The organism is Coprobacter tertius, assembly GCF_024330105.1.
Taxonomy (GTDB): Bacteria; Bacteroidota; Bacteroidia; order Bacteroidales; family Coprobacteraceae; genus Coprobacter; species Coprobacter tertius.
In genome coordinates this window covers 202,324-229,100 of record NZ_JANDHW010000005.1, presented here as the reverse complement: position 1 = coordinate 229,100, position 26,777 = coordinate 202,324, and the positions used below count along the sequence as shown (strand labels likewise).

Below are 26,777 nucleotides of genomic sequence, written 5' to 3'. Positions count from 1 at the left end.
ACGTTTTCACAATTTCTGATGGTACCTGTCCGGTTTCCGTAACCGTTTTTTTAATGCGATATGCAACGAAGAAAACTTTTTGTGAAAATAGTTATATAATCTGGTTATAAGCTTATTTGCTTGTAGTATGGGTTATTTTTTAAGTGAAACATTTCTTATGTTTGGATGTATAGAGTTATAAGAAGAATAGTTCGTCTTAATCGGTAAAAAGGGACAATCCGATTGTATATAATAAATTATATTGTGATAATAGCCTTGTAAACTGAATAGTTATAATGCGTTATTAAAAGGTGTTTTTATCGTTAAAAAGTGTTCGGACCCACAAAAAACATGTATAAAAACTTTTATAAAATGACAAAAAACACTCTCTTTGCTGAGCAAAAAGTTGCACGTTTCGTTTTATAAACAAAGTTATGAAAGATGACAGAAGTTATTAAACACGAGTGCGGAATAGCTATGGTAAGGTTGTTGAAACCGTTATCTTATTTTCAGGAGAAATACGGTTCTTACTTGTATGGGTTGAACAAGCTTTATCTGCTGATGGAGAAACAGCATAACCGTGGACAGGAAGGAGCCGGATTAGCCTGTGTAAAATTGGATGCCCGTCCTGCAGAAGAATATATTTTCAGGGAAAGAGCATTGGGAACAGGCGCTATTCAGGAAATTTTTTCAAATATACATGCTAAAATCGCATCTGTTTCTCACCATCAGACCGACGCTGAATGGGCGTCACAACATCTTCCTTTTGCAGGTGAACTTTATATGGGGCATTTGCGATACAGCACTACAGGGAAATCAGGCCTTTCTTATGTGCATCCTTTTTTACGCCGTAACAATTGGCGATCTCGTAATCTTACTCTTTGCGGAAATTTTAATATGACGAATGTCGATGAGATATTCGAGAAGATTGTTTCCGAAGGCCAGCATCCGAGGAATTATGCCGACACATTTATAATTCTCGAGCAAATTGGACATGAACTCGATATGGAGAATCAGCGACTTTATGATAAATTTAAGTCTGAAGGTTACCGGGGAATTGAACTGACCCGAAAAATAGAAGACCATATTGATATTGCCGCTATTCTTAAAAAATCGTCGCAGATATGGGATGGGGGATATGTGATATGTGGTTTGACCGGTAGTGGAGATCTGTTTTCATTCCGTGATCCGAGAGGTATCCGTCCTGCCTTTTATTATTCTGATGACGAAATTGTCGTGGTTGCTTCGGAACGCCCTGTAATACAAACAGCGATGAATATCGATATTGGTCAGGTAAAAGAATTATTTCCCGGAGAAAGTATTATCGTAACTAAAAATGGAGAAGTATCGGTAAAACAAATTGTACCGGCTAAAAACTATAGTGCCTGTTCGTTTGAAAGAATTTATTTTTCGAGGGGGAGTGATGCCGATATATATCGGGAGCGGAAACGGTTGGGACATCGTTTGGTAGAACCCATATTGAAAAGTGTAGAGAAGGATATAGAACATACTGTATTTTCTTTTATACCCAATACGGCGGAAGTCGCTTTTTACGGTATGCTCGAAGGTTTGGAAGAACGGCTTAATGAATATAAACGTGAGCAGATCGGTAAGTATGGTACGCAGATGAGTGAAGAAGAGCTTAAAAAATTATTATCGTTGCGGGTACGATCTGAAAAGGTAGCTATAAAAGATATAAAGTTACGTACGTTTATTGCCGAAGGCGATACACGGGACGACCTTGCAGCTCATGTATATGATGTGACTTACGGAACCGTGATCCCCGGTGAAGATAATTTGGTTGTTATAGATGATAGTATTGTACGGGGTACGACATTGAAACAAAGCATCATTAAAATATTGGACAGACTGCATCCCCAAAAGATAGTAATCGTTTCGTCTTCGCCGCAAGTCAGATATCCCGATTGTTATGGTATAGACATGTCGCGTATGAGTGAGTTTATTGCGTTCAGGGCAACGGTCGAACTGATAAAAGAACGAAATATGGAAGGTTTACTCGAGGATGTTTATCGGAAGTCGAAAGCACAACAGGAGCTACCTAAAGAAAAAATTATAAATTACGTAAAAGAACTGTATGCCCCTTTTACTCAAGGGGAAATATCGGAAAAGATAGCACGTATGCTTACACCGGAAGGAACTCAGGCTGAAGTAAAAATTGTTTACCAGACACTTGAGGGGTTGCATGAAGCAATTCCCGGTTATCCGGGAGATTGGTATTTCTCGGGTGATTATCCGACTCCGGGAGGGAATAGATTGGTAAATAATGCTTTTATCAATTACATGGAAGGTGCATACCAGAAACGATTGTGAAAAGAGAGATTATATTTAGTTATATATGTGTGGAATTGTAGGTTATATTGGTAATCAGGAGGCTTATCCGATCCTGATCAAAGGTCTTCACCGGTTGGAGTATCGAGGGTATGATAGTGCCGGGTTGGCATTGATCACGGATGGAGGAAAAAAATTGAATGTGTATAAAACTAAGGGAAAAGTTTCGGATCTCGAGCGGTTTTCTCAGTCGAAAGATATATCCGGGACAATCGGAATTGCCCATACTCGCTGGGCGACCCATGGAGAACCTAATGATGCAAATGCGCATCCGCATTATTCTCAGACGGAAAATCTAGCTTTGATACATAATGGAATTATTGAAAATTATTCGGTTATCCGTGCCGAACTCGAGAGTAAAGGTTATGTTTTCAGAAGTTCTACCGATACCGAAGTTATCGTATATCTTATCGAATATGTTCAAAAGACTAATCGGGTAGATTTATGTACGGCTGTGCAATTGGCTTTGCATCAGGTTGTAGGAGCTTATGCGCTGGCTGTGATTGAAAAGGGAAATTCCGATACGATTATTGCTGCCCGAAAAAGTAGTCCTTTGGTGATTGGTATCGGTAAAAATGAGTTTTTTCTGGCATCCGATGCAACTCCTATTGTAGAATATACCGATGAGGTTGTGTATTTGAATGATGAGGAGATTGCTGTAATAAATAGGAATGAGCCTTTGAAAGTAGTTAATTTAAATAATGTAACGGTAACGCCCGAAATAAAAAAACTGGCTATGAATTTGAGTCAACTCGAAAAAGGAGGATATCCTCATTTTATGTTGAAAGAGATTTATGAGCAGCCGAAAACTATTATGGATTGCATAAGGGGACGTATAAATGTAGAGGGAAATAATGTCGTACTTTCTGGCGTGATCGACAATAAGGGGAAATTTATAAATGCATCCCGTATTATTATCGTCGCCTGTGGTACTTCGTGGCACGCCGGTCTTATTGGTGAGCATCTTATCGAAGAGTTTTGTCGTATTCCGGTAGAGGTGGAATATGCATCGGAGTTTCGTTATCGAGATCCGGTGATTACCGATACCGATATTGTAATTGCTATTTCTCAGTCGGGAGAGACAGCCGATACATTGGCTGCTGTGGAACTTGCTAAATCTAAAGGGGCTTTTATATATGGTATCTGTAATGCGGTGGGTTCTTCTATTGCTCGGGCAACCGATTCGGGTTCGTACATTCATGTAGGTCCTGAAATCGGGGTAGCTTCTACAAAAGCGTTTACAGGGCAAGTGACGGTTTTGTCGATGCTCGCACTTACGATAGCCCGGGAAAAAGGTACAATTACAAAAGAGAAGTTCGAATCGATGGTAAAACATTTACAGGAATTACCAGAGAAACTGAAAAAAGTACTTGAAAAAACCGATGATATAAAAGAACTGTCGAAAATCTTTACTTATGCTCATAATTTTATTTATCTCGGTCGTGGATATAATTATCCGGCAGCTTTGGAAGGAGCTCTTAAATTAAAGGAAATTTCATATATTCATGCTGAAGGTTATCCGGCGGCAGAGATGAAGCACGGACCTATTGCTCTTATAGATAATGAGATGCCTGTGGTAGCGATAGCGACTACCGATCGTATTTATGAGAAGACAATTAGTAATATACAGGAAATAAAAGCGCGTAAAGGTAAGGTAATTGCTATCGTTACCGAAGGTGATACGTTGGTTTGTAATATTGCCGATTATTGTATCGAAGTACCCGAAACCGTAGAGGAATATGCTCCGATTGTAACCTCTGTGCCTTTACAGTTATTGGCCTATTTTATTGCGGTAAATAAATGCCGGGATGTAGATCAGCCCCGTAATTTGGCTAAATCCGTAACGGTAGAGTAACGATTATGGATATAATTTCGGTAAAAAGATGGGAATAAGTAATTAAAAGAATGTTTATAGTCGATTGTATTTTTATTATCGATTAAAAAATAAGAACAGTTTCTGAGTATATAAGGAACAAGAGGAAATATCGGTTTTACCAACTATTTATCTCTTTTCGGGCTTGTTACTCAGAAATTGTTTTTATTGTCGTATCGGGGTATGTCTCGGCTGTGACGATCATATGTTTCCATAAATAAGGAAAGCGTCCGGCCCCTTTAAATTTCATGTTTTCGAAGCCTGCTTCACGTAACAACGTAAATATCGTTTTTTTCGACCAGAATTTGATATGACCGCCTACCCAAAGTGCACTGAAATGAAAATCTGTTTTACCTGATAAAGCGATAAAAATATTTTTTAAATATCCGTGATAGGGAGTTGTGATTATGGCAAATCCGCCATTGTGTTTGTTCAGAATTTTTTTTATGAAAAAAATAAATTCCCGGGGATCGTATAAATGTTCGATAACCTCCATGGAAATTACTGTTTTAAAAGGTATATTTTGTAATTCATGAGGTAATTCGGTAAGGGAAACATCATTTGTGAAAAAATGTCCCGGATGTGATCGGTTGGCTATTTCTATGCCTTGTTGTGAGGCGTCGATCCCATATACAGAATATCCTTTGTCAAGTAAATAATTAGCGAAATATCCGTTTCCACATCCGATATCCAAAATGGGTGAGCCGTCTTCGGGAAGAAGCCGTTCTATTTGGGGACAAATAATTTTATGATAAAATAGAGGGCCGGAGGTGTTCCACCCGAACTCCCTGTAAGGAGTGTCTTTCATGATTGCCTTTGTTATTCGGTTCTGTTGATGTTAATTACTGAAGCTATGAAAAGAATTTGTGTATTATAATCTGATACAGGCTAGAGAAAATCAAGAGATATACCTATTATTGAAACGAGACAATAATTACGTTATTAAGTATAATATTAATATTGTTTCTTAGACACCTGACCTATTCTATATATATTTCAAAAATAAGATTTACATTTTAATTATACAAATATTTTATTTTGTTTTTCTGTCGGTTATCAATAAAAAGGATTTGCACTGTCATTGCTTTGTCATATAAATGTATGTGAAACGTATAAAGTTTGTATCTCTGCTGAAATCTTTATGATTCATCTTTGCAACGTTATAAAATTGAAGAACCAGATTAAGGAATATGAAACTGCAGATACGTATAATTTTAGTTTATTTTTTGTTCTGTTTATCGTTTGTTCCCGGGATTTCAGCTTCGCCAGTAGGGAAAGGAACATTAGAAGGTATTGTAATCGATAAAAAAACGAAGGAACCATTAATTGGTGCCACGGTTTTTATTCGGGGAACAGAACATACGACAGCGACGGATATAGATGGAAAATATATTTTTAAGAATATAGGAATAGGTATTTATACGATAGAAATAAGATATATTTCATACAAAACTATTGAAATTGAAAATGTAAAAATAGAAAGAGATAAGATATATACACTCGATTTAGAAATGGAAGATGTTTCGCTCGATCTGAAGGGGGTGGTCGTTATGACACAGAGACGTTGGAATACCGATTTGTCGGTGTTGAATACGGTTAAGTCTTCTTTACCGGTTATGAGCGGTATTTCCTCTCAGCAGATCTCTAAAACACAGGATAACGACGCCTCGGAAGTATTAAAGCGTATCCCTGGAATAACGGTTGTAAATAACCGCTTTGTAGTGGTTCGAGGTTTAGCGCAGAGATATAACGGAGTTTGGCTGAATAAAGCTTCTACACCATCGAGTGAATCGGACAGTAGGGCTTTTTCTTTTGATGTGTTACCTTCCTCACTGATTGATAATATTATGGTTTATAAATCGATATCTCCCGAATTGCCAGCTGATTTTACGGGAGGATTTATACAGGTATCGACTAAAAATACCCCTATCGAAAATGAAATAACATTACAATACAATACCGCTTTTACTGTAGGTACTACGTTTAAAAATATGAGGTTGAGCGACGGGTATGCAGCTGATTATATTGGTTTTGGAGCTGGGAAAAGACAATTATCGAGTATTCCCAATCTGAAACAAGGTAGCATAGATGAGGCTGTGGAATTTACCAAAAAACTGAATAATCGCTGGGGAGTAAGATCTTTTACTGCAATTCCCGATCAGAAATTGAGTTTTACCTTGCAACGCAAATTCGATTTTGGGAATTGGAAAATGGGAAATATCTCTGCAGTAAACTACAGTACGGGATATAATCATTATAAAATGCAGAATAACCGGTATCAGTCATATCGTGACGGTCAGTCGCAATATGATAATAAATATCTCGACGAGGTATTCAGAAATACGACAAAATTGGGAGCGTTATTTAATTGGTCGTTTTTGTTTGGCAATACAAAACTCGAATTCCGTAATTTCTTTAATCAGCGGGGAAGTAACTCTCTTACTCAAAGAGAAGGTCATGATTATTATTCGGATATCGCAGTACGTTATTGGGAATCGCTATATACGGGTCGTACTACTTATACTTCTCAGTTAAGCGGAATACATACATTGAAAGAGAATGTAAATAAGATAGATTGGACTGTCGGGTATGCTTATGCCGGATATAATGAACCTGATCGGAGAGTCGTGAATTCGAAACTCGATGAATCGCGAACCGAAAATAAATATTATGTAGATGATGTAAAACGTTATTATCAAAAGCTACATGATAATTCTTTCTCGGCATCGACTGCCTATGAACATAAACTGAATGTAAACTCGAATTTTACACCTGTACTAAAGGCCGGTATATATAGTGAGTACAAAGATAGGTCGTTCGATGCTCAACAATACCAGTATAATCTTCTCGGGAGCGGCTATTCCCGTTATACCGACTGGGAATACGGAACCTTGTTTTCTGATAGCAATATAGCGGCTGATAAGATATATTTATCAGATAAAACAGAAAAGTGCGACTCTTATACTTCAAATAATTTATTAAGTGCGGCTTATGTTTCTGCCACTTTGAATTATTCTGATAAACTGACGGCTAATGCTGGAGTACGGGCTGAATATTATCATCTGACGCTGAGTGGTTATTCTGCCGATGGACTAAAACCGGTAAATATCGATCAGAATAAAACCGATTTTTTCCCTTCGCTGAATATTGCTTATAACTTAAATGATAAAAATGTTTTTAGAGTGGCATACGGGCGGTCGATCAATCGACCTGAATTTCGGGAAATAGTTCCCTATGTATATTATAATTTCGATGTATTTGCTAATATTTCGGGAAATACCGATTTGAAAGACGCATATATACATAATGTCGATTTGCGATATGAATTTTACCCGGCACCGGGAGAAACCTTTTCGGTAGGTGTGTTTTACAAAAAATTTAGAAATCCTATCGAACAAACTTATTATGAAGCCGGGTCGGGGGTTCAGTACACTTATCATAATGCCGATAGAGCAGTTTGTTACGGGGCCGAACTCGATATAAAGAAAAATCTCTCATTTATGGGATTACCCGATCTCAATTTCGTTTTCAACGGGGCATGGATATATAGCAAAATATTTTTCGAAAAAGGGGCTTATGAGAGGGACCGCCCTATGCAGGGGCAATCTCCTTTTCTCATCAATACAGGGTTGTTTTATCAGCATGACAAATCGGGGTGGTCGGCATCGTTACTGTACAATGTGATCGGTAAACGTATAGAAACCGTAGGCATAGCAAAAGAGAATCCGAATGATGATATTCCGGACGTATATGAGTTACCCCGTAATTTACTCGATCTTACTCTCTCGAAAAAAATAGGAAAACGAGTTGAGATAAAAGGCGGTATTAGTGATATTCTCAATAGTAAAGTGGTTTTTAAACAATTTCTGCATCTGAATGAGGGTAATTCTAAACGAGTAGTCGAGCAATTAGTAAAATCTTATCGTCCCGGAATGCAGATAAATCTCGGTATAAGTGTGAAAATATAAATATTAAATAGATAATGATCATTAGTATTAACTTAACCAAATTATTTTTATGAAAAGAATGTATTATCGTATTATGACATCATTTTTTGCATTAGTTTCTTTGGTCATGATTTCGTGTAGTGATGATAAGAATGGTGATGAATTCATTCCCGGTGGTGAATCTACACGCTATGATGAGATTCTCGAAGGAGAGATTACCGGGAATAAAACTTTGTCGGCCGATAAGGTATATCTTTTAAGGGGATTTGTATATGTATATACCGGTAGTAATACAGAATCTTCGGTATTGACGATTGAGCCGGGAACCGTAATTAAAGGTGAAAAAGCTACCAAAGGTTCTCTGATTATCGAACCCGGTTCTAAAATTATTGCTCAGGGAACTGTTGATAAACCTATAGTATTTACATCGGATCAGCCTGTGGGCAAACGTAGCTACGGAGATTGGGGTGGTTTGATTATTTGTGGTAAAGCTCCTGTAAACTCTAATCGCCCACAGATAGAGGGTGGCCCCAGAACTATATATGGGGGAGACAATGTTGATGATAATTCGGGTATTCTGAAATATGTTCGAATCGAATTCCCGGGCTATCCTTTCCGTCCTAATCAGGAAATCAACGGCCTTACTTTTGGTGGTGTAGGTCGTAACACTCAGGTCGAATATGTTCAAGTATCGTATTGTGGTGATGATTCTTACGAATGGTTTGGCGGTAATGTAAATTGTAAACATCTTATTGCTTACAAAGGATGGGATGACGAATTCGATACCGATAACGGATTTAGCGGAAAATTACAGTTCTTACTGGGAGTAAGGGATCCGAAAGTTGCCGATACCTCTAAATCGAACGGATTCGAATCGGATAATGATGCAGACGGATCGGGAAACACTCCTTTGACGGCTCCTGTATTTTCGAATGTAACATTGATCGGTCCTTTTTACGGCGTTTCTTCCGGAAAATCAGAATCGGATATATTATATACGACAGCCGATGCTGCAAGTGGTGCAAAAGGAGGCCAGTTTCAGGCAGCTATGCACATACGCAGAAATTCTTCATTAAAGGTGTATAATTCGATATTTACCGGTTGGCCTTACGGCTTGTATCTGCAAAATGCTAATTCGGGAGCTACGGTAAAAAATGTAATTTTTGCGGGTATGTGGAATGATTTTAAAGACGATCTAAGTAAAAGTTATTTCGAGACGGCAGTTCTCGGAAATCAGGTATTTTCTTCTTCGAACGATATAATAAAAGAGAATGCGAAATTCCTCACAGTAGATGCTACGAAAATTTCCGGAGCATCATTCGATGATGCAGATTTATCTACCGGTTTCGATAGAGTTGCTTATAAAGGTGCGTTTGACGGTACAAATGACTGGACAGAGACTTGGACTAATTTTGATCCCCAAAACACTGAATATTAAGAATATACTGAAAGAACTTGCTTATAACAGGTACCTTCGTCCCAGGAAGGGACGGAGGTATCTTTAATATTTTTAAATATGACAAGAAAAATTCTGTTTGTTATATTACTGGTTTTTACGGTCATTACGGTATCAGCTCAGAAACTTGTATTGCATAATGGTAATTATTATACCGATGATACGCAGAGAGTTTTATATACCGGACCTTATACCGAATATTTTCCGAGTGGTGCGGTTAAAATGGAGATGTTCATTAAAGACGGTTTACCGGAAGGTATATATATTGTCTATTTCGAGAACGGGAAAATTGAAGAAGTACGGTCGTATTATGCCGGAAAATTTGATGGCGTATGGCGTACATATGATGAAAACGGAGTATTAATAGCGGAAGCGGGTTATCTGAAAGGCAGAAAACATGGTGTGTGGCGTATTTGGGATGAAAATGGAATTATGAGATACGAAATGCATTATACTCAGGGCAAGAAATCGGGGATATGGTATATTTGGGATGAAAAAGGTAAATTAATTTCTGAAAAGAAATATTCATAGGATTGACTTGTCGGTGTAATTGTTATGTAATAAATACCGGCTTTCTTTGTTGTAACAAATAATGTATTTATAAACATATGACTATGAGAACTGTATTAATATGGATAGTATTGGTTACCTTTTGGGGAATAAACGGTTTTGCAGCCGATAAAAATACTGAAAATAATGCTTCGAAAAATGAAACCCGTGTCACTGCAACTCAAGTTTCAAGTTGTACGGTAAGTGGTAATGTATATGATATGGTTGCCGGAGAATCTCTTACCGGAGTAACGGTTTCGGTAAATGGGAAAAAGGTTTTTACGGATATGGATGGAAACTTTTCTATACCGGAAGTAACCGGAACAGAGTGTGAAATAAAAGTGAGTATGATTTCTTATAAACCATTGGTATTAAAGGTCCCAGTTCGTGATGCTTCAGGCCTGAAAATAAATTTACAGCAATAACCCGGGAAAAAGAAATCTCCGAGAGACATTACGTAGATGTAATGTTAAATTTGAAAATCTGTTACAATCGAAGTATCGTTGTCGGGAGATAGCGATGCTTTTTATTATTATATTCTGTGTATTTTTTATTTTATCAGTAATGTAAAGCACTATGGGAAGATCTGAATAAAGTAATAAACCGGGTTTATAAACTTAAAAAAAATACCTATAAAAACAGTATGTCTACATTTTTGTGAAATTATTTTTAATATATTTGCAAAAACAGATGAAATTAAATTGTTTTTTTGTTATAAAAATAAGTCATATATTTTTCTTTTTTCCTTGTTTTTTATAGTGCTGTTATCTGAATTTGAGTAATAGAAAAATAAATAATATTATGCAGAGGAAAATTTTCTTCCTAATCTTTATAATGCTTTTACCCGTTTTTGTATTTGCCCAAAAAAAAGGTTCCGTTAAAAGTACCTTGAAAGGAGAAATACAGTTATCGGGAGCTTTTGCTCTTTATCCAATGGCAGTAAGGTGGGCAGAAGAATTTCGTAAATTACACCCTGGTGTTAAAATTGATATTTCGGCCGGAGGTGCAGGAAAAGGAATGACAGACGCATTATCGGGGATAGTGGATATTGGTATGGTTTCGCGGGAGATTTATGATGTGGAATTTAAAAAAGGAGCGTTTCCTATTGCTGTTGTTAAAGACGCTGTGATACCGACTGTTAATTTAAATAATCCTTTATACGAGCAAATAAAAAGAACCGGTATTAAAAAATCTGTAGCAAATCGTCTCTGGTCCGACAAAATAAAATATTGGGGAGAGATATTAGGTACGAATAACCGTATCCCCGTGCATGTGTATACTCGTTCAGATGCTTGTGGAGCTGCAGAAACATGGGCTGCCTGGTTTGGAATGAAACAGGAAGATCTTGAGGGAACAGCTGTTTTCGGTGATCCGGGAGTTTCTTCGGCAATCCAAAGAGATAAGGTAGGTATAGGATTTAATAATATAGCCTATGTTTATGACCAAAAGAGTAAAAAACCTTTTAAAAGTCTGGCAGTGATGCCTATCGATACAAATAATAATGGAAAAATCGATCCTGGAGAGTATTTTTATGATACTGTAGATGAACTAATGGATGCGATTGCCAACGGAAAATATCCTTCTCCTCCGGCCCGAAATCTTTTTTTAGTAACGGGAGGAAAACCGACAAAAAGAGTATTGATAGAGTTTCTGAAGTATGTACTTACCGATGGACAGAAATGGGCAGCCGAAACAGGATATGTCAGATTGTCGGAAAAGGAGTGTAAAGAAGAATTAAAACGTTTACAATAACGAGTACATGGGAAGTTTTACGTTAACATTAAGTCGGTGGCGTATTTTTAAAGATAAGTTGGCAGGCAGTATAATGCTCATGCTTACCTTGTTTATGATTTTGCTGGTAATCGTGATTGCGATGGGACTATATATGAAATCGATCCCGATCTTCGAAGAACGTTCGTTGGTAGAGTTACTGACTTCCGCTCGATGGAAACCGTTGAAAGGAGAGTTCGGTTTTCTTCCTTTTATAATGGGTACCTTGTGGGTTACTGCTGTAGCCTTAGTGTTGGCGTTGCCTATTGCTTTGCTTTCTGCGATTTTTTTGAATGAATACGCCCGTAAATGGGTAAAAAAAGTAGTTTTTCCCACTCTCGATATTTTAGCCGGAATACCGTCGGTCGTTTATGGTGTATGGGGTATTCTTATTATAATTCCGTGGATATCCGATAAACTGGCTCCTCATTTTGTAGAATATTCGACCGGATATTCTGTATTGGCAGGAGGTATTGTTTTGGGAGTGATGATATTGCCGTTGTTGGTAAGTATGTTTATAGAAATATTTTCAGCGGTTCCCGATGAGTTGCGAGATGCTTCTACCGCATTAGGGGCGACAAAATGGCAAACGACAAAATCTGTATTATTGCGCAAAACGGCTCCCGGAATTCTTGCGGCTGTTATGTTAGCTATGTCGAGAGCATTCGGAGAGACGATCGCCGTATTGATGGTATGCGGAAATATTACAAAAATTCCCGATTCTATTTTCGATGGTTGTTATCCTTTACCGGCTTTGATAGCGAATAATTATGGTGAGATGCTTTCTTTACCCATGTACGAGTCGGCATTGATGTTGGCTGCTTTTATATTATTCTTTGTCGTTTTATTGTTTAATCTCGTTTCACGTATTATTTTGAGGCATATCGAGAAGCGTTTTCAATAAAATATAAAATGAAAATAAGACTAAAATTTATAGAGGAAAAAATATTCAGGGTGTTGATGATTATTGCAACGCTTTGTGTGTTTCTTGCGATCGGAAGTATTTTTTATGCGATTGTTTCTCGCGGATGGAAAGCGATGAACTGGGATATGATAACCGATTTGCCCGGTGGAGGCTTTTACATCGGTAAAGAAGGCGGTCTGCTTAATGCGATCGTTGGTTCTGTATATATTGTAGGAGCTTCTACGATATTGGGGTTACTTATCAGCATTCCGGTTGTTTTTTATTTAAATGTTTATTTACCCAAAAAATCGAAACTGGCATATATCGCCCGGTTGGCATGCGATGTACTTTTCGGAGTGCCATCGATCGTATATGGAGCTTTCGGTTTTACGATTATGATATATTTCGGTTTAAAAACTTCTCTGCTCGGTGGGATTATCGTAGTAACATTATTGATTATACCTATATTTATTCGCTCTATGGATGAAGTGGCCCGGCAAATGCCTCGAGAAATCGTTGAAGCAACCTATTCTTTAGGTGCTACACGATGGGAATCTATTAAAGTAATTTTACGGCAAATCGCTCCCGGTATTGCGACAGCTACGTTATTATCGATAGGCCGGGCTATTGGTGATGCTGCCGGTGTAATGTTTACGGCAGGTTATACCGACAGTATTCCGACTTCGCTGAGCCAGCCGGCTGCAACATTGCCATTGGCTGTATTTTTTCAGATGAACAGTCCGGTGGAGGAGGTCCAGGATCGTGCATATGCGGCAGCATTGCTGCTCACAATAATTGTTTTTGTATTAAGCGTTTTGGGGCGTTTTATAATGAATCGATTTTCCAGAAATAAAGTATAAGTTACGTAAATAAAGTTCTGATATGAATAATATAATACCCGATTTTTTACCAAATCAGAAATTTTCGGCTCCGGTATGTCCCGATAGCAATATAAAAGTAGAAGGACTGAATGTATATATACAGAATAACCATATTTTAAGGAATATAAATGTTGAAATTCCAAATAAACAAATTACTTGTATTATAGGACCTTCGGGATGTGGAAAATCTACACTGTTGAAGACGTTTAATCGGATGCTCGATATCAATGAAGATGTAAATGTAGAGGGAAAAGTGTTGGTGGATGGAGAGGATATTTATGATCGTAGTGCCGAATTGATCGATATACGTCGTAAAATGGGGCTTTTATCACAACGGCCTTGTCCATTACCCATGTCGATATATGATAATATCGCATATGGCTGTCGCATACATGGAATTACGTCGAAACGAAAATTAAATGCGATCGTAGAATATTATTTAAAGGCGGCCGGTTTGTGGGATGAGGTAAAAGACCGTTTGCATACACCTGCTTCGCGTATGTCGATAGGACAACAGCAACGATTATGCTTGGCTCGGGGATTAGCGGTAGAACCGCAATTTATACTGGCCGATGAGGCTACGAGTGCCCTGGATCCGATTTCGAGTAAGACGATAGAAGAATTGTTTGTAAAACTAAAGAATGATTATGCCATAGTATTAGTGACTCATACTTTACGTCAGGCGTTACGTATCGCCGATTATGTAATTTTCATGTATTTAGGAGAAATTATCGAGGCCGGAACTGCCGGTGAAGTTTTTAAAAATCCGAAAAACGAACTCACAAAAAATTATTTGTCGGGAGCCTTTAGTTAAGACCTTTTCTATTTATATTTGTTTTATATAAAGAATACTTCAAAGGGAAAAATAGAAATATGAAAAAGAAAATTCGTTTCGGGTTATTGCCCAGAATTATTATTGCCATAGCATTAGGTATATTGTTTGGAAATGTTTTATCGGGTGCCTGGGTAAGGATTTTCGTAACTTTTAATTCTATTTTTAGCGAATTCCTTAATTTTATAATACCTCTTATTATTTTGGGGTTGGTTACGCCAGCAATTGCTGATATCGGCAAAGGAGCCGGACGTATGTTAGCTGTTACGGCCCTTGTCGCTTATTTTGCGACTCTTTTTTCGGGTTTTTTATCTTATTTTACAGGAGTAATCGTATTTCCTCATTTGATAGATGTCGGTGTTCCGTTAGAACAGGTAAGTGAGGCTCAGGGGATTTCTCCATACTTTTCTGTTTCGATACCTCCACTTATGGGTGTAATGACTGCATTGGTACTATCGTTTACGTTGGGCCTCGGATTGGCACATCTGTCTACGACGACCTTGAAAGATGCCATGAATGATTTTAAAAAAATAATTACTAAAACCATCAGCGTTGTTATATTGCCGTTATTGCCTATTTATATTTTCGGAATTTTTTTGAATATGACTCATGCCGGTCAAGTTTATAGTATATTACTTGTATTTATTAAGATTATCGGTGTCATTTTTATTCTTCATATATTTTTACTCATATTTCAATATGTGATCGCTTCGATGTTTGTTAAACGCAATCCGTTTAAGTTATTATTCCGTATGATGCCGGCTTATTTTACAGCACTGGGGACACAATCTTCGGCGGCTACTATTCCGGTGACTTTAGAACAGACCCGCAAAAACGGGGTTTCCGATGAGATTTCGGGTTTTGTGGTACCGTTATGTGCAACGATACATTTGTCTGGGAGTACGATGAAAATTGTTGCTTGTGCCTTGGCTTTAATGATGATGCAAGGGATTCCTTATGATTTTCCGCTTTTTGCCGGCTTTATTTTTATGTTAGGTATTACGATGGTAGCTGCTCCCGGTGTACCGGGTGGAGCGATAATGGCAGCTCTGGGAATTCTTAGTTCGATACTTGGTTTTGATGAGTCGGAGCAGGCGTTGATGATTGCCTTATATATTGCAATGGATAGTTTTGGTACAGCTTGTAATGTGACAGGAGATGGCGCGATTGCTCTTATCATTGATAAAGTGATGGGGCCGGAACGTCGAAAAAAAACAATTTAAAAACCATTTTTAATAGAAAAAAGTATTTAGATTGTTTGTGTAGGTTTACAAAATGATTGTACCTTTATACTGTTTTTATAATGGGTTTTCAAGTGTTTTTATAAATGAGAACCGTAAATATTCTTTTTGCGGTATATTTTTAAGGAAAGGAAGAATAATGCTGACATTAGATAAAATTTATCACGCGTCGTATGTCTTAAAAGATGTAATCAGAAGAACCGATCTGATATATGCCCCGAAAATTAATCCCGAATGTGAAATTTATTTGAAACCGGAGAATTTACAGCTGACGGGATCATTTAAAATACGCGGAGCATATTATAAGATTTCTCAGTTGACCGATATTGAAAAAGAAAAGGGGGTGATCGCTTGTTCCGCTGGAAATCATGCGCAAGGCGTGGCATTGGCAGCGACAAAAAATGGAATCAGATCGTTGATTTGTTTGCCCGATGGGGCTCCTATATCGAAAGTAGAAGCGACTAAGAGCTTCGGCGCTGAAGTTTGTCTTGTAGAAGGGGTTTATGATGATGCTTATAAAAAGGCTTTGCAACTCAAAGAAGAAAAGGGGTATACCTTTATACATCCTTTTGACGATGAGTATGTAATGGCTGGGCAAGGTACGATAGGTCTCGAGTTACTCGATCAACTTCCAGATGTAGACGTTGTGATTGTTCCTGTGGGGGGTGGAGGACTGATTTCGGGCGTAGCTTATGCGATAAAGGCGCTGAATCCGAATATAAAAGTTTATGGTGTGCAGGCCAGTGGAGCTCCGAGTATGCTTCATTCTATATCGCATGAAAAGATAGAATGTCTGAATTCTGTTTATACGATTGCCGATGGGATAGCAGTAAAAGAACCCGGGACTCATACTTTTGATATTTGCAGTCATTATGTAGATGGAATCGTAACAGTGACCGATGATGAAATTTCTACGGCAATTCTTGCATTGATCGAACAGCAAAAATTAATTGCTGAAGGAGCAGGGGCCGTTTCTGTAGCAGCTGCATTATTTAATAAAATTCCAATAAAAGGTAAAAAGGTAGTATGTCTTATATCAGGAGGAAATATCGATGTTACGATACTTTCTCGAGTGATAAAACGGGGTTTATTAAAAGCCGGTCGGTCTTATGCTCTTACCATTGAGTTACTCGATAAACCCGGGCAGTTGATGGGTGTATCGAAAATATTGGCCGAAATGGGAGGGAATGTAGTTTCTATACATCATGAAAGAGCCAGTGAAAGTTCGGATATAAACGGTTGTTATCTGCGTATTGTGATGGAAACTCGTAATTATGAACATATTGCTCAAATAAAAAAAGCGCTAATCGATGCGGGGTATAATTTATCGTAGAAAGTCTTATATTTGTAAATAATCAGAAATATAAAAGTAAGTTATTTAAAATCAGAATGTAGTTTGTATTCGGATTGAAAAGCGGTTATATCGCGAAATGATGTGTAGAGTTGTTATACGGCCTTATGCGGAACAAACGACTTAGTTTAATATCCCGCTACGATTGGGTTACGAAAGAAAATATTCTTTTAATTCAGAGTTTTTTGTTTATTTACCTGATTATACATATACCATGCCTTCAAGGCGGTAAGCGTCAAGGCTGGATTTACAACAACTCCGGATTCCGCGAAGTGTTCATCCCTTAGTTTAAGACGTTCACCAAGATATGCGAACCTCTCCCGTGAATGTCCGGGAGAAGTTTGTTTATTGCAGGGGGGGCAGTCAAAAATGAATCCGAATGAAATAAACTATCACACTATGCTACGCCTTTAAGCATTTGTCGAGCGCCGACTTTGGAGGCAAGCCCTTTATACTTTTCAAGTATTTTCAAGGGTATTTTCCGGATTTTTTTACAGAATACAGGTTACGTCTCGGAAAACTGAGAGTAAACTCCCGTTTCTATTTGTTTGCGCTGTATTTGCCGCTATCGTTCTAATGTGCTATCTTTGGGGAGGAATAAACAGGTAAAAAAGCGCATAGATTGTGTTCTTGCTGCTAAACCGGGCAATCCGTATATCGGATTAACAGGTTACAAATTCGGTTATGTTCCGGGGCTTTAATAGTCTCTTTAATGTCTTAAACTGTCCTCACGAAGAAACCGATTTTAACCATAAACGCCTTACATGCAATTATCTAACGATATTTTGCTTTTTTTTACATTTTTATTCAGTATCTTTTAAATTAATCATTCATACCCGGAGTGGCTTGTAACGGGATGAATGCAGGTAATGTACAGGCTTATGTTTAAATCTATATAATATGTTGAAGAAAGTATACACCAGTAATGCTCCCGAAGCTATAGGTCCTTATTCTCAAGCAATAGTATGTGAAAATTTGTTATTTACATCCGGCCAGATACCGATAAATCCTGAAACCGGAAATGTGGAAGCTACCGATATAAACGGACAAACGATACAAGTAATGAAAAATTTAAAAGCAGTATTGAAAGAATCCGGAACATCTTTCGATAAAGTTATAAAAACTACCTGTTTTTTGAAAAATATGGAAGACTTTGCAGCTTTTAATACGATTTATGCCGAGTATTTTACGAGTAAACCGGCTCGTTCTTGTGTTGCGGTAAAACAGCTACCCAAAGATGTTTTGGTTGAAGTAGAATTGATAGCAGAGATATAATAAGGATAAAATAGTATTAAATTGCTCCCCGGCAAATAATGAACTGCACGCAAAAGGTTTGTGTAAAACTTTTGGGCAGTTCTTCTTGCAGGGGATTTTTTAATATATATACTAAAAAAAGAGATACAATAAAATAGAATATAAAAAGTGCAATTAAGTGAAAAGCTGAAATAATTCTTTCTATTTTAAAATTATATTTATATATTTATACCAATTAAAAATAGTTATTTGCTTAAATATATTTATATAATAAGAATTTCATCATAATATGTAAAACCGTTTTATTTCTAATACTATGAAGTGCTGTTCTTTACGGGAATACCTGTATCCCCTTTTTTTAATTGTAGCCGGATTTTTAGTTTATTATCCCATATTGGGGAATCAGTTACTCGATTATTGGGACGACCAATGGGTGGTTATGAATTATTATACCGAGAGCGGAATTAATTTTGCCAATATATGGGCAATTCTAACCGAATTTTATCATGGGCAATATGCCCCTTTTAATGAATATCTGTATCTCTTTCTATATTCAATAGCGGGTTATGATCCCACTATATTCCATTTGGCCAGCCTGTTATTACATATAGCAAATGCATGTTTGGTATTTTATATCTTTAAAAAATTACTTATTATGAGTAATCGTATATCGATAGAGAAGATACCGATAATCTCATTTCTTACAGCTTTAATATTTGTCATTCATCCTTTTAACGTTGAATCAGTCGCTTGGATGAGTGCTTCTAAAGTCTTGGTATATGCATTTTTTTATTTATTGGCGACTTATACTTTTTTAATTTTTTTAGAAAGAAAAAAGGGTCGCTATTTTGCGCTCACTTTAATATTTTACGTGTTTTCTTTTTTGGGGAAAGAGCAGGCTGTTACGTTTCCATTATTGATGTTACTGGTATATTGGTTGCTTCATTATAAATTTAATAATAAAGAGGTTTGGATTACTGTAATTCCCTTTTTTGTGCTTTCTCTTTTTTTCGGTATTATTACCATGTTATCGCAATCCCCTGATGGCAATACTATTTTTTCTAATGCTGAATCATATCCTTTATGGCAGCGTGTTGTATATGCGTGTTATTCTTTGACCGAATATTTTTTTAAATGTATATTCCCATTTAAATTATCATATTTGTATCCTTTCCCTTCTTTGCCGGGAGAACCGTTACCTACTTGGTTGCTTGTATATCCGGTATTATTAGTTGTAATAGTACTAACATTGTGGAAACATCTCACCCGCTGGCCTTTGGCTTTCGGATTGTTATTTTTTATTATTCATATTGCTGTAGCTCTGCATATTATATCTTTGTCCCGTTTTGCTGTTGTAGCCGATAGATATGCTTATGTTTCATCGATCGGAATTGCATTTATCGTCGCTTATTATTTTTATCGTTTGTATGAAGTCCTTTCTGTCGGTAAAAAAGTTGTTTTATTAATCTTGTTCTGTATTTATCTGATGTATTTGGGCGTATATTCGAACGTACGTACCCGTACTTGGTATAATGTGGATACATTAAAGAAAGAATTACGGGATCTGTTGAAAGAAAGAAATGACTATAAAGAAATATATGGTGATAAAAATGACGAATAACAGACGTGTATATTTGCTTTTATTTATTACTGTAATTTATGCTTTAACAGCCTATTTCAGTAATGGTTATCATCATCCCGACGAACATTATCAGATTATCGAGTTTGCAGGGTTAAAAGCCGGATGGAATGATTGGGTGGATATGGCTTGGGAATACGATGCGCAGATACGTCCCGTTTTGCAACCGATGATTGCGTTTGTTGTAATTGAGCTAATGTCTTTTGTAGGAACAACCGACCCATTTATTCTGGCGATGTGCTTACGCTTCTTGACTGCTTTTTTTGCTTTATTTTCTATATGTTTTTTTGTGAGGAGTTTTTTACCTGCAATAGATAAAAGGTATCATACAGCATATGTAATATTATCATTTTTATTATGGTTCTTGCCTTTTGTCAACGTAAGGTTTTCCTCCGAATCTTGGGCTGGTTTAACGTTGATGCTATCTGTCGCATTAGTTTATAAGTCTGGGCTGAAAGATACTTTTTTCCGTTATATCGGAATCGGAATTTTAATGGGGATGAGTTTTGAATTCCGTTTTCAAATGGCGTTGGCAATAATAGGGGTTTTATTGTGGATGATTATTGTGCGGAAATCAAATATTCGTCAGTTAGCAGGTATTTTTATCGGAGGTTTATTTGTTCTTGTGTTTTGTACACTACTCGATAGCTGGTATTATGGAGAATTTGTTTTTACACCATATAAATATTTCGAATATAATATAGTTCAGGATGTAGCTTCCATATTCGGTATATCACCATGGTATTATTATTTTGAAAGGATATTGAATGCGCCTACGCTTATTATAGGATTTATCATTTTATGTGCATTGATAATTGTACTTGTATTAGATTCTAAAAATCTGATATTATGGACAATAATTCCTTTTTTGGTAATTCAATCGTTTATTCCTCATAAAGAGCTTCGATTTCTTTTCCCGATTGTAAATTTCACACCATTTATTTTAGTTTTAGCCTATCAGTCGATTTCTCCAAAACTAAAAGGGCAATCGGTAAAAACAATAACTCATTTTCTTTTATTGGCTCTTATGATTATAAATAGCATAGGTCTTATTATGATGACTTTTAAACCGGCCGGAAACGGGAAGGCGCAAATGGCCCGTTACATTAGGGAACATTATCCCGAAGGTGTAACGGTGTGTTGTTTAATTTCAAATGGACCCTTTAGCGAAGGTTGGGGTAAAGGTTTAACGGCACGTTTTTATATCGATAAAAATATCGATTTAATAAATATTTCGCACGTTCGTGACAATAAAGTTTTAAAAAATAAAGATTTAATTTATGTTTTGCCTAAGGGGCTTTATTTCGAAAGAGAATATTGTGAAAGAATAGGGTACAGTGTCCGCTATCAGAGTATACCGAGGTGGATTGAAATGATGAATGCATTATACAGAGTATATTATGATGATGCTTTATTGATATTATATTCTGAATCAGATGAGAAGTAAAGTAATAAAAATATTTTTTGTTTTTATCGGTACGTTATTATTGGCCATATTTATAAGGCTGACAATAGGAGAACCGTGTTCGGTTAATTCTCCAAGTATGGAACCTACTATCATGACTGGAGACTGGTTATGGATAGATCGATTGACATATGGAGGGATTGTTCCACGGCGATGGTCGGATATACCTATAATAAATATTTTTACATGGATACCTGCTTTAAGAAATGCCGATGCGGGAAATGACTGGGGATATCGTCGTTTTCCCGGTTTTAGAAAACCGGATGTTGATGATGTGGTTGTATTTCGCAATCCTGAAAATGAAGAAATATTATATGTTAAGCGTATAGAAGGAATATTAGTTTGTGGAGAAGCGGTAAGAATAGACTCATCGAATTATAATATTATGAAAAAAGTAATTGAAAAAGATGGAAATACAATTTACCGGGAAAATGACAAAATTTATATTAATGGAGTAATCTTGAAATTTTATGCTCCAATGCAAAATTTTTATTTTGTTTTAGGAGATAATCGGTCTAATTCTTTAGATAGTAGAGAATACGGCTATATTCCTGAAAGTTCTATTGTAGGACGTATGAGTCGTACTTTTTTTTCGATAGGGGAAAATGGAATACGGAAAGATCGGTTTTGGCATAAAATAGAATAATAAACGGTAAATATGGAGATATTATTTTTTAAATTTATTCGTTTCGGGATTGTAGGATTTCTGGGGATGATTATCGATTTCGGAATTACTTTTCTTTGTAAGGAAAAACTGAAATGGTATAAATATTTGTCAAACAGTCTCGGGTTTATTTTTGCTGTTTGCTTTAATTATTATTTAAATCGAATTTGGACGTTTCACAGCCAAGATCCGGCAATAGCGAAAGAAATGTCGTTATTTATTATTATTTCGGTTATGGGATTAATTATAAATAATTTTATTCTTTATCTGGCACATTCGAGATTTAATATATCATTTTATTGGGCAAAGTTTATCGCAATAGGAATAACTTTTTTATGGAATTTTTTTAGTAATAATTATATTACATTTTCCTAAAATTTTTTTTGTAAAATGATAAATATGATATATTTTTATAAAACCGAGTTATTTAGTAAGAGTATTTAAGAATTTCAGCATATATGAAAAAGTTTTTTCTCATCATAAGTATTGTGTCTTTGATTTTTATAAGTGCTTGTCATGATACAGCTACTAAGAGCGAAAAAGAAAGGAATGTTTCGACTCTATTACCAGAAACTCAGGATAAAGTGAAAGCGATGAAGCTTACTTATAGTGATTTTCATCATGAATTAGTTGCAAATGGAATAATTACAGCAGCCCGAAAAGCTGATATCCGTTTCGAAACATCTGAGATTATATCCCGTATTTATGTAAAGAATGGGGACAAAGTTGTGAAAGGACAGAAAATTGCATCTTTAGATCCGTTTAAACTGATGAATAGTTTGAAGCAGTCAAAAGATAATCTCGAAAAAGTACGTTTAGAATTACAGGATGTTCTTATTAGTCAGGGCTATTCTCTTAAGGATTCGATGCATATACCAGAAGGTGTGATGAAAGTGGCAAAACTCAGAAGTAATTATGACAATAGCCTCATACAATATGAGATGGCGGAATATAACTTGCGTAATTCGGTTCTTTATGCTCCTTTTGATGGAGTGGTGGCCAATCTTACCCAAAAAGAATATAATTTGTCGGGATCAGATGTTTTTTGTAGCATAATTGGAAATAATGATCTGGAAATCGTTTTTAATGTACTTGAAAGTGAAATCGCATTGTTAAAAGTTGGGGATAAGGTAAAAATTTCTCCATATTCGATCAATAATTATGTTGTCAATGGACAGATATCCGAGATAAATCCGGTAGTAGATGCAAATGGTATGGTAAGGATTAAAGCAAAGATTTTAGACAAAGGTAAAAATAGTTTATACGATGGTATGAATGCTAAAGTATTGGTTCAAAGAATGGTAGATAGGCAATTAGTAATTCCGAAAGAAGCTTTGGTGTTGAGAACAAATCGGAAAGTGGTTTTTACATTGAAAGGAGGGCGAGCGATGTGGAATTATGTAGAAACCGGGATGGAAAATTCAGATGGTTATGTAATTACAGGAGGATTACAGGATGGGGATAGCGTTATTTATGAAGGGAATATAAATTTGGCTCATGAGACACCTGTACAATTAATAAAATAACAGTATAAAAGAATTTAAATGATAAGGTTTCTTATACATCGTCCTATTGCTGTTTTAATGGCCTTTACGGCATTTTTTATATTAGGAATTATTACATATCTTAATATTCCGGTATCTTTATTGCCCAATATTGCTATCCCAGAAATAACGATACAGGTAACATCGAACAATTCATCTGCGAGGGAACTCGAGAATTCTGCAGTTTCACCTATTCGCAGACAGTTGTTACAGATTGGGAAATTGAAGGATATACGATCGGAGACCCGGGATGGGAGTGCTGTTATTAAGTTGAGTTTTGAATATGGAGTAAATACAGATCTGGCATTTATTGAAGTGAATGAAAAAATAGATGCTGCGATGAATTATTTACCTAAAGAAATATCGAGACCGAAGGTAATAAAAGCAAGTGCAACCGATATCCCTGTTTTCAATTTGAATCTTACATTGAAAGAAAAGGGAGAAAACGATATAAATGCTTTTCTCGATTTATGCGAATTTTCCGAGTCGGTAATAAAGCGTCGTATAGAGCAATTGCCTCAAGTTGCTATGGTAGATGTGACCGGACTAATGAATAAACAAATTCAGATTGTTCCGGATGAAAATACGATGAAAGTTTCCGGAATAACTCATTCCGATATTGAGTCGGCTTTAAAAAATAATAATGTCGATCCGGGTAATATGGTCATAAAAGACGGCTATTACGAATACATTATTAATTTTTCTTCAGTAATGCGCACAGTAGAAGATGTTGCTAATACTTATATTCGTAAGAATGGAAAGATATACCAGTTAAAAGATATTGCCCGTGTCGAAATGGTTCCGGAAAAAGAAAATGGAGTAGCCTATTATAATGGGAAGCGGGCAGTTACTATGGCGATCATTAAGCAAACGTCTGAAAATATGGGAAAAATGCAAGCTGCACTTAATGGGGTCATAGAAAATTTATCAAAAAATTATCCGGATATTGAATTTAATATTTCTCAGAATCAGACACAATTACTTGATTATACGATTTCGAATCTTCAACAAAATTTAATTTTGGCTTTTATATTCGTCTGGTTAGTTTCTGCCTTATTTATGAATGATGTACGGTCTCCATTAATTATCGGACTGAGTATGTTTGTTTCTCTAATTATCTGCTTGCTGTTTTTTTATTTGTTCCATGTCACATTTAATGTAATTTCTCTTACCGGACTCGTGTTGGCATTAGGAATGATGATCGATAGTTCAATTATCGTAACTGATAATATAAGACAATATCAAAATAAAAATTATTCTCTGGATGAAGCATGTATAATGGGAACCAATGAGGTGATTGCTCCCATGTTGAGTTCTTCTCTGACTACAATATCGGTTTTTGTACCTCTCATTTTTCTGAGTGGGATTGCCGGTGCTTTATTTTTCGATCAGGCATTTTCGGTAACTGTGGGTTTGCTGGTTTCTTATGCTACGGGGATTGTTTTGTTGCCGGTCCTGTATAAATTGATTTATTCTATAAAAGTACCTCGTATATTTTCGAGTATTAAAAATCCCTTTTTCAAAAAAATAAAAGATAAGTCCGGTACAGTACCTGTACATGAAAGAATATATAGTATTTGTATATCTTGGATATTCAGACATAAAACCCTGACTGCTTTTATTATGATTATTGTTTTTCCTGTATGCGCATTACTTTTTGTGATTATCCCCAAAGAAAAAATGCCCGATATAAGTCAGACAGAATTATTAGCTAAAATTGAATGGAACCAGAATATTCATTTAAATGAAAATATAGCGCGTACCAATAATTTTTTAAAATTTGTAGAAGACAAGACTGTAGAAAATTCTGCTCTGATCGGTCAGCAACAATTTCTTTTAAATTCGGAAAAAGAACAAACCTCTTCGGAATCTGAAATATATTTCCGTGTTCTTCTACCTGAAAATCTCGAGGAAATGAAAAAAATTACACGTCGATATTTTAATGATAAATATCCTGATGCTATCGTAACATTTTCTCCTGTAGGTACGATTTTCGAACGGATATTTGTTACGGGAGAGCCAGATTTAACGATCGAGTATTATACACGTGAAACCGATAAAGTGCCGACATCAGAAAATATAAGATCAATAAAGAAATACCTGGTTAAAGAAACCGGATATATTCCGGACGGAATATCTTTTCAGAAACAATTGAATCTGCATATCGATAAAGAACGATTGTTATTATATAATATATCCTATAATAATATATATCAAATATTAAAGTCATCTTTCAAGGGGAATGAAATTACACTATTGAGATCTTATCAGCAGTATTTACCTATTATGTTGGGGGGAGATGAGAATAAGGTCGAGGATGTTATTAATAATACATTGATATCGGTGAATGGTAGTAATCAGGTTCCGTTGAGTTCTTTTGTCAGTATTTCACAGTCGGAAGATGTAAAAACAATTGTTGCAGGTCGTAATGGCGAATATCTTCCTTTTAATTTTTATGATGTAAATGATCCCGAAGAGGTTGTGCGTACCGTAAAGAAAAATGTTACGGCAGATGATCAGTGGGATGTCGATTTTTCTGGTTCTTATTTTTCTAACCGAAAAATGTTGGGAGAACTTATGATCATTTTATTTATCTCAATTTTACTGATGTATTTTATTTTGGCTGCACAGTTCGAGAGTTTTATGCAACCGCTTATCGTGTTACTTGAGATTCCGATTGATATAGCAGCAGCTTTAGGATTACTGATTATTTTGGGGCATAGTCTTAATCTTATGTCGGCTATCGGTATTATTGTGACATGTGGTATAATTATTAACGATAGTATTCTGAAAGTTGATATAATGAATCAGTTGAGACGGAGTGGAATGAGATTGATGGATGCTATTCATGAGGCAGGTCGTCGGCGACTTAACGCTATATTAATGACCAGTCTTACTTCAATCGTGTGTATGGCTCCCTTATTATTCAGTCACGATATGGGTTCTGAACTTGAAAAGCCATTGGCTTTAGCAACAATAGGAGGAATGGTTATCGGAACGCCAGTCAGTCTGTTCGTTGTTCCTTTGGTTTATTGGTGGATATATCGGAAAAAAGAAAACTTCAGGAATGATAAATGAA

General features: G+C 36.3%; 20 protein-coding genes. 19 read left to right on the top strand and 1 reads right to left on the bottom strand.

The genetic code is table 11. The features are described 5' to 3' along the window. The first annotated feature begins 420 nt into the window (after positions 1 to 420). Together NMU02_RS06965 and glmS are read left to right on the top strand one after the other, a co-directional pair. Positions 421 to 2,310 carry an amidophosphoribosyltransferase gene (locus NMU02_RS06965; RefSeq protein WP_255026876.1) on the top strand — a complete coding sequence of 630 codons (1,890 nt, stop codon included), beginning with the start codon at positions 421 to 423 and terminating at the stop codon, positions 2,308 to 2,310. 25 nt (positions 2,311 to 2,335) lie between these two features. After that, complete coding sequence (gene glmS / locus NMU02_RS06960; protein ID WP_255026875.1) at positions 2,336 to 4,183, top strand: glutamine--fructose-6-phosphate transaminase (isomerizing); 1,848 nt, start codon at positions 2,336 to 2,338, stop codon at positions 4,181 to 4,183. Between the two features lie 166 nt (positions 4,184 to 4,349). Here the strand turns inward: glmS and NMU02_RS06955 are convergent, their stop codons facing one another. Further along, positions 4,350 to 5,009 carry a class I SAM-dependent methyltransferase gene (locus tag NMU02_RS06955; RefSeq protein ID WP_255026874.1) on the bottom strand — a complete coding sequence of 220 codons (660 nt, stop codon included), beginning with the start codon at positions 5,007 to 5,009 and terminating at the stop codon, positions 4,350 to 4,352. Positions 5,010 to 5,391: 382 nt separating this feature from the next. Here NMU02_RS06955 and NMU02_RS06950 point away from each other — a divergent pair, with 382 nt between their 5' ends. The 17 genes from NMU02_RS06950 to NMU02_RS06870 all read left to right on the top strand — a co-directional run bounded on the left by NMU02_RS06950 (position 5,392) and on the right by NMU02_RS06870 (position 26,776). Continuing rightward, positions 5,392 to 8,169: a TonB-dependent receptor gene (locus NMU02_RS06950; RefSeq protein WP_255026869.1), complete on the top strand. Its 2,778-nt coding sequence runs from the start codon at positions 5,392 to 5,394 to the stop codon at positions 8,167 to 8,169. A gap of 58 nt (positions 8,170 to 8,227) precedes the next feature. Continuing rightward, on the top strand, positions 8,228 to 9,586 hold the full coding sequence (locus NMU02_RS06945; RefSeq protein WP_435522024.1) for a beta-helix domain-containing protein: 1,359 nt from the start codon (positions 8,228 to 8,230) through the stop codon (positions 9,584 to 9,586). 78 nt (positions 9,587 to 9,664) lie between these two features. Further along, positions 9,665 to 10,135: a toxin-antitoxin system YwqK family antitoxin gene (locus NMU02_RS06940; protein ID WP_255026866.1), complete on the top strand. Its 471-nt coding sequence runs from the start codon at positions 9,665 to 9,667 to the stop codon at positions 10,133 to 10,135. A gap of 83 nt (positions 10,136 to 10,218) precedes the next feature. Next, complete coding sequence (locus NMU02_RS06935) at positions 10,219 to 10,578, top strand: carboxypeptidase-like regulatory domain-containing protein (protein ID WP_255026865.1); 360 nt, start codon at positions 10,219 to 10,221, stop codon at positions 10,576 to 10,578. Between the two features lie 376 nt (positions 10,579 to 10,954). Beyond that, entirely contained in the window at positions 10,955 to 11,905 is a 951-nt protein-coding gene (locus tag NMU02_RS06930) for a PstS family phosphate ABC transporter substrate-binding protein (RefSeq protein ID WP_255026863.1), read from the top strand. 7 nt (positions 11,906 to 11,912) lie between these two features. Continuing rightward, positions 11,913 to 12,827: a phosphate ABC transporter permease subunit PstC gene (gene pstC, locus NMU02_RS06925; protein WP_255026862.1), complete on the top strand. Its 915-nt coding sequence runs from the start codon at positions 11,913 to 11,915 to the stop codon at positions 12,825 to 12,827. An 8-nt stretch (positions 12,828 to 12,835) separates the two neighbouring features. Continuing rightward, positions 12,836 to 13,687, top strand: a complete 852-nt coding sequence (locus NMU02_RS06920) for a PstA family ABC transporter permease (RefSeq protein WP_255026860.1) — start codon at positions 12,836 to 12,838, stop codon at positions 13,685 to 13,687. Positions 13,688 to 13,709: 22 nt separating this feature from the next. Beyond that, entirely contained in the window at positions 13,710 to 14,522 is an 813-nt protein-coding gene (locus tag NMU02_RS06915) for a phosphate ABC transporter ATP-binding protein (protein ID WP_255026858.1), read from the top strand. Positions 14,523 to 14,581: 59 nt separating this feature from the next. Further along, positions 14,582 to 15,763, top strand: coding sequence for a dicarboxylate/amino acid:cation symporter (locus tag NMU02_RS06910; RefSeq protein ID WP_255026857.1), 1,182 nt, complete (start codon positions 14,582 to 14,584; stop codon positions 15,761 to 15,763). Between the two features lie 157 nt (positions 15,764 to 15,920). Next, positions 15,921 to 17,114 carry a threonine ammonia-lyase gene (gene ilvA / locus NMU02_RS06905; RefSeq protein WP_255026856.1) on the top strand — a complete coding sequence of 398 codons (1,194 nt, stop codon included), beginning with the start codon at positions 15,921 to 15,923 and terminating at the stop codon, positions 17,112 to 17,114. 918 nt (positions 17,115 to 18,032) lie between these two features. Continuing rightward, the gene (locus NMU02_RS06900) at positions 18,033 to 18,407 is read left to right on the top strand and encodes a RidA family protein (protein WP_255026852.1); all 375 of its coding nucleotides are present in this window, start codon (positions 18,033 to 18,035) and stop codon (positions 18,405 to 18,407) included. A 295-nt stretch (positions 18,408 to 18,702) separates the two neighbouring features. Beyond that, the gene (locus tag NMU02_RS06895; RefSeq protein ID WP_255026851.1) at positions 18,703 to 20,007 is read left to right on the top strand and encodes a hypothetical protein; all 1,305 of its coding nucleotides are present in this window, start codon (positions 18,703 to 18,705) and stop codon (positions 20,005 to 20,007) included. After that, positions 19,967 to 21,472: a glycosyltransferase family protein gene (locus NMU02_RS06890; protein ID WP_255026850.1), complete on the top strand. Its 1,506-nt coding sequence runs from the start codon at positions 19,967 to 19,969 to the stop codon at positions 21,470 to 21,472. Before NMU02_RS06895 ends, NMU02_RS06890 begins: the two co-directional genes overlap by 41 nt. Next, positions 21,462 to 22,136, top strand: a complete 675-nt coding sequence (gene lepB / locus NMU02_RS06885; RefSeq protein ID WP_255026849.1) for a signal peptidase I — start codon at positions 21,462 to 21,464, stop codon at positions 22,134 to 22,136. Before NMU02_RS06890 ends, lepB begins: the two co-directional genes overlap by 11 nt. Before the next feature lie 12 nt (positions 22,137 to 22,148). After that, positions 22,149 to 22,529, top strand: a complete 381-nt coding sequence (locus NMU02_RS06880) for a GtrA family protein (protein ID WP_255026848.1) — start codon at positions 22,149 to 22,151, stop codon at positions 22,527 to 22,529. Positions 22,530 to 22,612: 83 nt separating this feature from the next. Further along, positions 22,613 to 23,680 carry an efflux RND transporter periplasmic adaptor subunit gene (locus NMU02_RS06875; RefSeq protein ID WP_255026846.1) on the top strand — a complete coding sequence of 356 codons (1,068 nt, stop codon included), beginning with the start codon at positions 22,613 to 22,615 and terminating at the stop codon, positions 23,678 to 23,680. Positions 23,681 to 23,698: 18 nt separating this feature from the next. Continuing rightward, complete coding sequence (locus NMU02_RS06870) at positions 23,699 to 26,776, top strand: efflux RND transporter permease subunit (protein WP_255026845.1); 3,078 nt, start codon at positions 23,699 to 23,701, stop codon at positions 26,774 to 26,776. Position 26,777 lies beyond the last annotated feature (1 nt).

Coding starts and splice junctions, on each gene's coding strand:
- NMU02_RS06965 (WP_255026876.1), top strand. CDS start 421: ATGACAGAAGTTATTAAACACGAGTGCGGAATAGCTATGGTAAGGTTG.
- glmS (WP_255026875.1), top strand. CDS start 2,336: ATGTGTGGAATTGTAGGTTATATTGGTAATCAGGAGGCTTATCCGATC.
- NMU02_RS06955 (WP_255026874.1), bottom strand. CDS start 5,009: ATGAAAGACACTCCTTACAGGGAGTTCGGGTGGAACACCTCCGGCCCT.
- NMU02_RS06950 (WP_255026869.1), top strand. CDS start 5,392: ATGAAACTGCAGATACGTATAATTTTAGTTTATTTTTTGTTCTGTTTA.
- NMU02_RS06945 (WP_435522024.1), top strand. CDS start 8,228: ATGTATTATCGTATTATGACATCATTTTTTGCATTAGTTTCTTTGGTC.
- NMU02_RS06940 (WP_255026866.1), top strand. CDS start 9,665: ATGACAAGAAAAATTCTGTTTGTTATATTACTGGTTTTTACGGTCATT.
- NMU02_RS06935 (WP_255026865.1), top strand. CDS start 10,219: ATGAGAACTGTATTAATATGGATAGTATTGGTTACCTTTTGGGGAATA.
- NMU02_RS06930 (WP_255026863.1), top strand. CDS start 10,955: ATGCAGAGGAAAATTTTCTTCCTAATCTTTATAATGCTTTTACCCGTT.
- pstC (WP_255026862.1), top strand. CDS start 11,913: ATGGGAAGTTTTACGTTAACATTAAGTCGGTGGCGTATTTTTAAAGAT.
- NMU02_RS06920 (WP_255026860.1), top strand. CDS start 12,836: ATGAAAATAAGACTAAAATTTATAGAGGAAAAAATATTCAGGGTGTTG.
- NMU02_RS06915 (WP_255026858.1), top strand. CDS start 13,710: ATGAATAATATAATACCCGATTTTTTACCAAATCAGAAATTTTCGGCT.
- NMU02_RS06910 (WP_255026857.1), top strand. CDS start 14,582: ATGAAAAAGAAAATTCGTTTCGGGTTATTGCCCAGAATTATTATTGCC.
- ilvA (WP_255026856.1), top strand. CDS start 15,921: ATGCTGACATTAGATAAAATTTATCACGCGTCGTATGTCTTAAAAGAT.
- NMU02_RS06900 (WP_255026852.1), top strand. CDS start 18,033: ATGTTGAAGAAAGTATACACCAGTAATGCTCCCGAAGCTATAGGTCCT.
- NMU02_RS06895 (WP_255026851.1), top strand. CDS start 18,703: ATGAAGTGCTGTTCTTTACGGGAATACCTGTATCCCCTTTTTTTAATT.
- NMU02_RS06890 (WP_255026850.1), top strand. CDS start 19,967: ATGACTATAAAGAAATATATGGTGATAAAAATGACGAATAACAGACGT.
- lepB (WP_255026849.1), top strand. CDS start 21,462: ATGAGAAGTAAAGTAATAAAAATATTTTTTGTTTTTATCGGTACGTTA.
- NMU02_RS06880 (WP_255026848.1), top strand. CDS start 22,149: ATGGAGATATTATTTTTTAAATTTATTCGTTTCGGGATTGTAGGATTT.
- NMU02_RS06875 (WP_255026846.1), top strand. CDS start 22,613: ATGAAAAAGTTTTTTCTCATCATAAGTATTGTGTCTTTGATTTTTATA.
- NMU02_RS06870 (WP_255026845.1), top strand. CDS start 23,699: ATGATAAGGTTTCTTATACATCGTCCTATTGCTGTTTTAATGGCCTTT.